The organism is Mycobacterium sp. TH-M82, from assembly GCF_057473605.1.
This window is the reverse complement of sequence record NZ_JBYCKY010000151.1, coordinates 1-7095: the sequence shown is the minus strand read 5'-3', so window position 1 is coordinate 7095 and position 7095 is coordinate 1. Positions and strand designations below refer to the sequence as shown.

Annotated in this window: 10 protein-coding genes; 1 reads left to right on the top strand and 9 read right to left on the bottom strand. The window is 65.4% G+C overall.

Going from position 1 to position 7095, the window contains the following annotated elements:
• The 7 genes from AC2VON_RS04475 to AC2VON_RS04445 all read right to left on the bottom strand — a co-directional run.
• A partial coding sequence (locus AC2VON_RS04475; RefSeq protein WP_486951864.1) for a DUF2694 family protein occupies window positions 1–145 on the bottom strand: 145 nt, incomplete at its 3' end.
• Window positions 138–470 carry an ESX-1 secretion-associated protein gene (locus AC2VON_RS04470; RefSeq protein WP_486951863.1) on the bottom strand — a complete coding sequence of 111 codons (333 nt, stop codon included), beginning with the start codon at window positions 468–470 and terminating at the stop codon, window positions 138–140. The genes AC2VON_RS04470 and AC2VON_RS04475, both read right to left, overlap by 8 nt.
• Window positions 471–487: 17 nt before the next feature.
• On the bottom strand, window positions 488–1867 hold the full coding sequence (locus AC2VON_RS04465) for a DUF4226 domain-containing protein (protein ID WP_486951862.1): 1380 nt from the start codon (window positions 1865–1867) through the stop codon (window positions 488–490).
• A gap of 132 nt (window positions 1868–1999) precedes the next feature.
• A complete protein-coding gene (locus tag AC2VON_RS04460; RefSeq protein ID WP_486951861.1) occupies window positions 2000–2290 on the bottom strand; it encodes a HigA family addiction module antitoxin in 291 nt (96 codons plus the stop codon).
• A gap of 2 nt (window positions 2291–2292) precedes the next feature.
• Entirely contained in the window at window positions 2293–2664 is a 372-nt protein-coding gene (locus AC2VON_RS04455; RefSeq protein WP_486951860.1) for a DUF4226 domain-containing protein, read from the bottom strand.
• A gap of 16 nt (window positions 2665–2680) precedes the next feature.
• Entirely contained in the window at window positions 2681–3517 is an 837-nt protein-coding gene (locus AC2VON_RS04450) for a C40 family peptidase (RefSeq protein ID WP_486951859.1), read from the bottom strand.
• Entirely contained in the window at window positions 3504–4310 is an 807-nt protein-coding gene (locus AC2VON_RS04445) for a helix-turn-helix domain-containing protein (protein ID WP_486951858.1), read from the bottom strand. Before AC2VON_RS04445 ends, AC2VON_RS04450 begins: the two co-directional genes overlap by 14 nt.
• 151 nt (window positions 4311–4461) lie before the next feature.
• Between AC2VON_RS04445 and AC2VON_RS04440 the strand changes: the two genes are divergently transcribed.
• Entirely contained in the window at window positions 4462–4878 is a 417-nt protein-coding gene (locus AC2VON_RS04440) for a WhiB family transcriptional regulator (protein ID WP_486951857.1), read from the top strand.
• 108 nt (window positions 4879–4986) lie between these two features.
• Here the strand turns inward: AC2VON_RS04440 and AC2VON_RS04435 are convergent, their stop codons facing one another.
• Window positions 4987–6606, bottom strand: coding sequence for a PE-PPE domain-containing protein (locus tag AC2VON_RS04435; RefSeq protein ID WP_486951856.1), 1620 nt, complete (start codon window positions 6604–6606; stop codon window positions 4987–4989).
• 108 nt (window positions 6607–6714) lie between these two features.
• The coding region (locus tag AC2VON_RS04430; RefSeq protein ID WP_486951855.1) for a helix-turn-helix domain-containing protein at window positions 6715–7095 on the bottom strand (381 nt) is incomplete at its 5' end.

Genomic DNA, 7095 nt, shown 5'->3' with positions numbered 1-7095 from the left:
CAATCGCCTCGGCCAGTGTGCCGGCGTCGGTATCCAGTGCCGCCTCCGTCAACGCCACGCTGTGCAGGTAGCCACCGCGGCAGGAGCGGAAGAGGATGTGCCCACTGGGGTGGGCCGTGTCAAAGCCCGGATTCGGTTCAGCCATCGGCACGCATTGGCGGGTCGTCGACAATGCCGCGGAACTTCGCGGCGGCATCCTGCTCGTTCTGCTCCCACAGCTGTGCGGCCGCGGTCAGGTTGCGGGCCATCTCGCCATGTTCGGCCGCTTGCGCCTCGTAGCATTGCCGCCTGTCGTCGAGCAGTTGTCTGCCGGCTTCGGCCAGGCCAGCATAGATCGGTCCGAGCGAGTTCAGGCTGGCCTGAATCTCACTGTGCGACAGGGGAACCGTCGACAAATACTCCGATGTCCTCTGGTGATGGCCCGCCGCTTCGCGCAGGCTCTCGGTCTGTACGCCGATGTTTTCTGCCATCGTCTAGCCTCCTCGACTTATACGCGGACGGTCGCCGACGGCCGGGTCTGTGTCGGCGGCTGGGCCGGCTCCGCCGGCTCGATCGGCACTGGCGGGTGCTGCCAGCCTAGAAAGCTCGGCCCCCCGACGTTGCCGATATCGTGGATCTGCCCGTCGAGCAGTGCCTTGCTGTTGCCTACCGCGAGCGCATGACGGTCGGTGAACATGCCGATATCCCCCAGTCTCACCCGAGACGGATCGACCTGCCCGGTCACAGCGGTGCCCGGCGGCGGGATGGTGATCCCCTGTTGGTGGAACGCGTCTGGGATCGGTGTGCCGCCGACAGCCGCACGCACCACCGCGGCCAGTTGCGGCGTGGGGGCGGTGACCGTCTCCCCGTCGGGCAGTGTCACCGTGGTGGGATCGGCACCGGGGGTGGCGTCCGCTGGAGACGCGCCGTCGTCGGCCTCTTTGTCGCCGGCTTCGTCGGGTGTCGGCTCGTGTGCGGACACCAGCTCGTCGGGCTGCGACGCTGGGTCGTCGAATTGTTCCCGCACCGGTGGGTTTTGCAGGCCCGGCAGCAAGCCGCCCGGTGAGCCGAACGGCAACCCACCGACGGGGCTCAGGCCGGCGCTCGGTATCCCGCCACCGAAATCGGGAACGGCCGGTGTCGCCGGGGTGCCCGGTGCGGCGCTCGGCGCTCCGGGCTCGGCAACGGGTTCCGCGTCGTCTTCGGGCAGCGGCGAAGAGGAGTCCGAGTAGGTGTCCGCGGCCGGTTCCGGGTGCGGAACGTCGCCTGCGCGGGTGGCGCCAGTCGATTCGTCGCGCCCGTCCGGAGTGGTTTGCGCGGCGTAGAGGGCTGCCCACGCCACTGCCAGCGCTTGCTTCGAGGTGTCGTCGTCGTTGGTGTCCTGCACCACCGCGACAATCTGGCGAAGCTTGCCGATCAGGAACTTCTGGAACTCCCGGGCCCCGGCAGCGCTGCTGAGATCCCACGTTTGGGCCGCGTTTTCGATCTGGTTCTCTAAGTTGTCCAGTTGCGTCCTGCCTTCGGTGGTGGTTTCGTGCGCGTGCAGCAGCGCCTCGATCACCTGCCGGTCGAATTCGGCGGTCGCCGATTGCTGTTGCGACAGTGCGGCTTCCGCCTTTTTCATCGCCCGCACCGCGCTGCCCTGCTGCGGCGGGAGCTGCTGCGGGGCATCATCTGGCGGCGCACTGGGCGGCTTTGGAGGGGGCCTTCCCGCCGAGCTTGGCGGGAATAGCTCCGGGAAGGCTGCCCGCAGCCGGTTCAGAATGCCGTCATACTCCTGCGGCGGCAGCAGCAGCACCTCCAGCTGGGCTGCCTGTGTCGCCTCCCCCGCATGCCCGGCCTGCTCGATGCGGTTGATCGCATCGATCACGTCGTCGCGCGTCGTCATCGGTCGAGCCGGCGTCGGCGCCGCTTCATGCGCGGTGACTGTACCGACGCCCGATCGCAGCGACAATTCACTCGTCCCCACTGGCGAGATAGAGCTCACCCCGGACTGAAGTCCGAACGCCCAGGGTGCCGGTCAGAGCGCGACCTTGCGGACGTGCTCCAACTCCTCGCCCAGCTGAATACGCGCCATGTCCAGGTCGTACTGAGCCTGCATGTTGATCCAGAAACCGTCAGTAAGTCCGAACGCCCGCGACAACCGCAGACCCGTGTCCGCGGAGATGCTGCGGCGACCGTGGACGATCTGGTTGATCCGCGGCAGCGGAACAGCGATCGCCTTCGCCAGCGCATACTGACTGATTCCCGGCGGCTCCATGAAATCACGCAGCAAGAGCTCGCCCGGATGGGTTGGCAGAAAATCGGCCATCGTTACACCTCCTCAGTGGCCGGACCCGAGTAGTGAGCCCGCAACGACTCCAGCAGCGCCTGTTTGGCGGCATCGTCGCGGTGGGCCTCGTCCACGATGGCGATCAGTTCTCGGTACTTGGCGATGAGAAATCTCTGGAACTCGCGCGCGCCCAGCGGGGTGTCCACCGCGAACGCCGCCTGGTGCTGCACGCAGCTGTCGATCTCGGCGGCGACGGCGCCCAGCCGCCGACCAGCCGCGGCGGTCGCGGCGTGCGCGTCCCGCGCGGCCCCGGCCAGCAGCTTGTCAGCGTCAGCGGCGACGCGGTGGCGCGCCGACAACGCCGCCTGCTGGGCCGCGATCGCAGCCGCCGACGGGCTGGACTGCTCAGACATTGCTCAACCGTACGCCTCACGGCAGCGGGCGCCGGATCGTCACATGGGTGCCCAGCGGGCTGATCCGAACCGTGGCACCCGCGTACGGTGCCTCGACAACCAGATTGTTTCCGATCGCCAACTGCACGTGTCCGGCGTTGGGAAACACCAGGTCTCCGGGGCGGATCTGCCAGCGCGGCACCGCGATCCCGTCATGGATCTGCTGATAGGTGGTCCGGTCCAGGTGAATTCCCGCCTGCGCGTACGACCACTGGGTCAACCCCGAACAGTCGAAGGTGTCCGGTCCGGTCCCACCCCAGACATACGGTCGGCCCAGCCGCGACAGCGCCGCCCGCACGGCGAGGCCGGCACGGCTATCGGCCGGAAAGCTCAATCTGGTCGGCTGGTTACGCCCGCGCTGTCGCCGTCGATAGCGCAACCCGCGCAACGCGGCCGTGTGCTGCAGCGCCTGCTGGCGCGCGGCGATCACGTGGGCGCGTTGGGCGTGCAGCCGGGCTGCTCGCCGGCGCATCGCCTCCCGCTGGGCCAGCGGGCTATCCGGTGTGACGGCCGCGTCAGCGCGCGCCTCGTCGACTACCTTCCCGGTCTGCGCCCGGGCGTGGGCGTGGTCGTCCCGGGCGGCGGTGAGGACGTCGGTGGCCGCGGCGTCGGTCCCTGCGGCCGACCGCAGCGCGTCGCGGTGATCGCGTACTGCCAACCGGTAGCGCTGAAGTCCCGCACCGGTATTCAACTGCGGCGTCTGGCCGGCCGGTTCGGCGTCGTGGACCGGCCCCGTCTTTAGCGATGCCGGCCGGGCGGCTGCGGCGAACAACTCGTGGGCGCGGTTGAGCACCGCCAACTCACTGTCGCTCACCGGCTTGCCCCCAACCGTCGTCGTGATCCGCAGCGTCGGCCACCGATTGGGTCGCGTCGGCGAAGGCTCGCACCCGCGGCAGCGCACCCGGCGGAATGATCCCCCTGTTGCGGATGTCCCACATCTGCTCGCCGGTGACACCGAGCAGTGCCGCGATGACCGGTTCCGGCAGCGCCGACCGCAGGCACGCCCGGTCGAACCGCGCGCCCAAGCTGGCGGGCATACGTTCCAGCAGGGCGCTGCGCATCGCCTCCAGGTCCTTGAGATGGGCCATCAGCCGGCCCGCCGGATCGGCGCCCGCGTTCACGGCCACCCGCCAGGAACTGGCCGCCAGCATCTCGGCCTTCACGCACTGTGCGATCACAGAGAGAATATACGTCTCGTATTCGTCTGATGCCGGCGGAGGCAGCCGGGTAATCACCGAACGCAGGGCTTCCAGCTGCGCTTCGGCGTATCCTTCCAGCACCTCCGTGTCGCTGTGGCGGTCGACGACAACGGTGCCGACGGCGCGCGCCGGAGACGCCTCGGACGAGCCGGCTGTGCTCACCTGGGTCAGCTCGGCCAGGTCGGCATCGGGGTCGGTGGCGACCAGCAGCCGCGAGTAGGTGCCCGGCGGTAGGCCAAGTCCGTTCTCCACCTTTTGAACTGTGCTTTTGTGTGCTTTTCGGGCGCCGCGTTCCAGGTAGCTCAGGCCCATGATGCTCACCCCGGTTGCCGCGGCGAGATCTGCCAGCGACCAGTCCCGCGACTCGCGCAGCGCCCGGATGGCCGCGCCCGCTGATTCGCGGCTCACCGTCGCGCCCCAGCCATATCCGGATACTACGCGACCTGGACCGTCGTTACTTGCATATATGTTTTTATCCCGTTTCCCTTGCGTAACCCCGACTTTAGTGTATATGTTTCTATCTACGTTATCCGTGTTATCGACGTGAGGAGTCCAACTGATGGCACCCCCCTGCTCCACCAACCCGGATCTGTGGTTCGGTTACGCCGACGACGACGGCGCCGACGGCGCCGCCAAGGCGCGGGTCTACGAACAGTCGTCCGCACAAGCGCGGCTGATCTGCCTGCGCCGCTGCCCGCTGGCGCAACAGCGCAAGTGCGCGGCCCTTGCCGTCGAGCGCGGTGAGGAATACGGCGTGTGGGCCGGCGTCAAACTCCCCGGCGGTCAGTACCGCAAGCGCGAAGACCTCGCCCGCGCCCACGCCGTCCTGCGCCGAATCGCCGTCGGCGAGATCAACCCGCGGGAGCTGCCGGAGAACGCGGCCCTTCTTGCCCGGCACGAGAACGAGGCGGTCCCGGTGCCGACTGCGGTGTTTCACCTGCCACCCAGGGGAGCCGAGCCGCCGTCGGCGGCTTAATGATGGTTCAGAAATACATCGACTCCAGCGCCGAGCAGGGCCGGGGCCGAACGCACCGCTTTGCTTTTCACCCCGCGAGGTTTCTCATCTGAGCACCGACCGCATGGCCTAAAGCAAACCCGGTAGTCCCTCGAGGAAGCCCATGTCTGCCGTGACGGCGCTATGGACAGCGCTTTCGAGCAGGCTCAACTGACTTTGGACCGACTGAAGTTCGACAAAAGGAGCCCACACACCGAGTCCCACGGAAAGGTTTGGCACCTCAGTGAAGGTGGTGAGCGCTCCGTGCAGGTTGCCATCGGCCAGTTGGTTGAGGCCAGCGAGGACCAGGTCCAGGTCAAGTGTAGGAAGGGTGAACAAGAAGGTCTCGGCTGTATTCACCGTGTTCGCGGCCGAGTTGGCGATAGCTGTGGGCACGGCGGTCAACACGTTGGTATTAAGAGTGAGAACCGTCTCCAGTTCACTAGTGAAATTGCTCGGATCCAGATCCATCGGCGTGATCGTCGCCACGGGATTGGCGCTCATCATGGCCGCCATGAGGCTCGCTGGCGTGATCCCTTTCAGATCGGCCATGAAGTTTTGAATCCCCTCTTTGCCTCCGTCAACCAGCTCGTTCACCACAGTGGTGGGGTTGACGTCCGGGAACAGCCCGGACGCTGGGGTCAAAACGTTCGGATACTCGCTCCAGCCGACGTTGTCGGGCCCGTAGCCGAGGTTGATCAGCACCTTCAAATCCGGCTGCAGCAGGTCGGCGATCGCATTACCGACGGGGTTGGTGCGTATCGGGTCCAACAGCGGCAGATCCGGGGTGGGGATGATGAAGTAGGTGGTGTTGCCGTCATATCCCGGGGAAGCCTCCCATGGCATGGCTGTAGCGATCAATGAGGCTGGCTTATCCGAGCCTGCGGCGTGCACGTACTCAGTGCCTAACAGCGCGTTGATGTCTGCCAGTAGATTCAGTGAGTACTGCGGGTAGTCTCCAAACCCATCGTATTCGCCCGTGTAGATGACGTCCGACCAAGGGGCGTCTGCAGGAGTTGGATCACTGAATGCGATACCGATACTCGGCAAGTTCAAATGACCGGGCAGACCAAATGGCATCACATTGCTGGGCAGTTCTGGATAGCCGAACCGCGTATATACACCGCCGTCGGGCAGGTTTGGGTCACCGTAATCCACAAAGCCCAGCTGGGTGGAGCTCGGCTGTTCATCGGCCGGCAAGGACATGAGATAAATCATCTCAAGGGCCTGAATCGTGGCACTCTGAGACGTACCGTAAAAAACAACATTGTGTCCCTCGCTGAGCTGCGTCATGAGCGCATTGTTCATAATCTGCTGGCCCACGGCCTCTGAATGGTCATGGTATCCGCCTTGTGTGGCAGAAAACGGATAGAACTGAGCCGGATAGCCGAGGTAGTGCGGAACGGCCCCGGGATAATTGGGTTGCACATACACCTCGTTGGCGTTGGTGAACCAACTTGCGGGGAGCTCCGGGACGGTGCTGCCACCCATTTCGTAGGCGATGGTTACTTCACCCGGACCGAGGGTGGTGTCGATGCCTGGAACTCCATTGGGGGCGACGACGATATCTCCATTTGAGGTGAGCCGCATCGCATGTTGCACAACGTCGGAAGCGCCGGGCGGGGGCAGTGCTAACGGTGTGACGGTGATGAGGCTGGCACCAACCAGGGCGACGCCTGTGGTCAGGTAGGGACGAAGCGCTGAAATCATAGGTGCCCTCTCAATCAACGATGATAAACGTAGAACAAGTATAAGAGGATACCGGTAGAGAGGTCTATGGAGTTGACTCCAATACCGCACCGTTTGTTTTGGTGCTCACTACAAACGCATGGCTGAAAGCTCCACAACCCACCAGACCTCGACCAGAACCTGCGCGTCGAGCAGGCTGGCCCCGGTGAGTTCTTCGAATCGCGCCAGCCGGTAGCGCACGGTGTTCTCGTGGACAATCAGCCGCCTCGCCGTCTGGGCCACGTGCATCCCAGACGCCAGATATTCGCGCAACGTCGCCATCAGCTCACGCGCGGAGGAGCCACCCGCTGCCAGCGGTTCAAGGTAGCGCCTGCGGAGCAACTCGCCGACGTCTTTATCCATCGCCACGGTCGCGCGCAGGCCAAGCGAAGAGAGGTCGTATGCACCCTCAAGGCCGCAGGCCTGCGCCGTCAAAAGGGCACGTACCGCCAAGCGGTGGGATTCGGCCAG

Bases quoted from the DNA above. Each gene is read 5' to 3' on its own strand.
- AC2VON_RS04460 (WP_486951861.1), bottom strand. From the start codon at position 2,290: ATGGCCGATTTTCTGCCAACCCATCCGGGCGAGCTCTTGCTGCGTGAT.
- AC2VON_RS04465 (WP_486951862.1), bottom strand. From the start codon at position 1,867: ATGACGACGCGCGACGACGTGATCGATGCGATCAACCGCATCGAGCAG.
- AC2VON_RS04470 (WP_486951863.1), bottom strand. From the start codon at position 470: ATGGCAGAAAACATCGGCGTACAGACCGAGAGCCTGCGCGAAGCGGCG.
- AC2VON_RS04440 (WP_486951857.1), top strand. From the start codon at position 4,462: ATGGCACCCCCCTGCTCCACCAACCCGGATCTGTGGTTCGGTTACGCC.
- AC2VON_RS04435 (WP_486951856.1), bottom strand. From the start codon at position 6,606: ATGATTTCAGCGCTTCGTCCCTACCTGACCACAGGCGTCGCCCTGGTT.
- AC2VON_RS04455 (WP_486951860.1), bottom strand. From the start codon at position 2,664: ATGTCTGAGCAGTCCAGCCCGTCGGCGGCTGCGATCGCGGCCCAGCAG.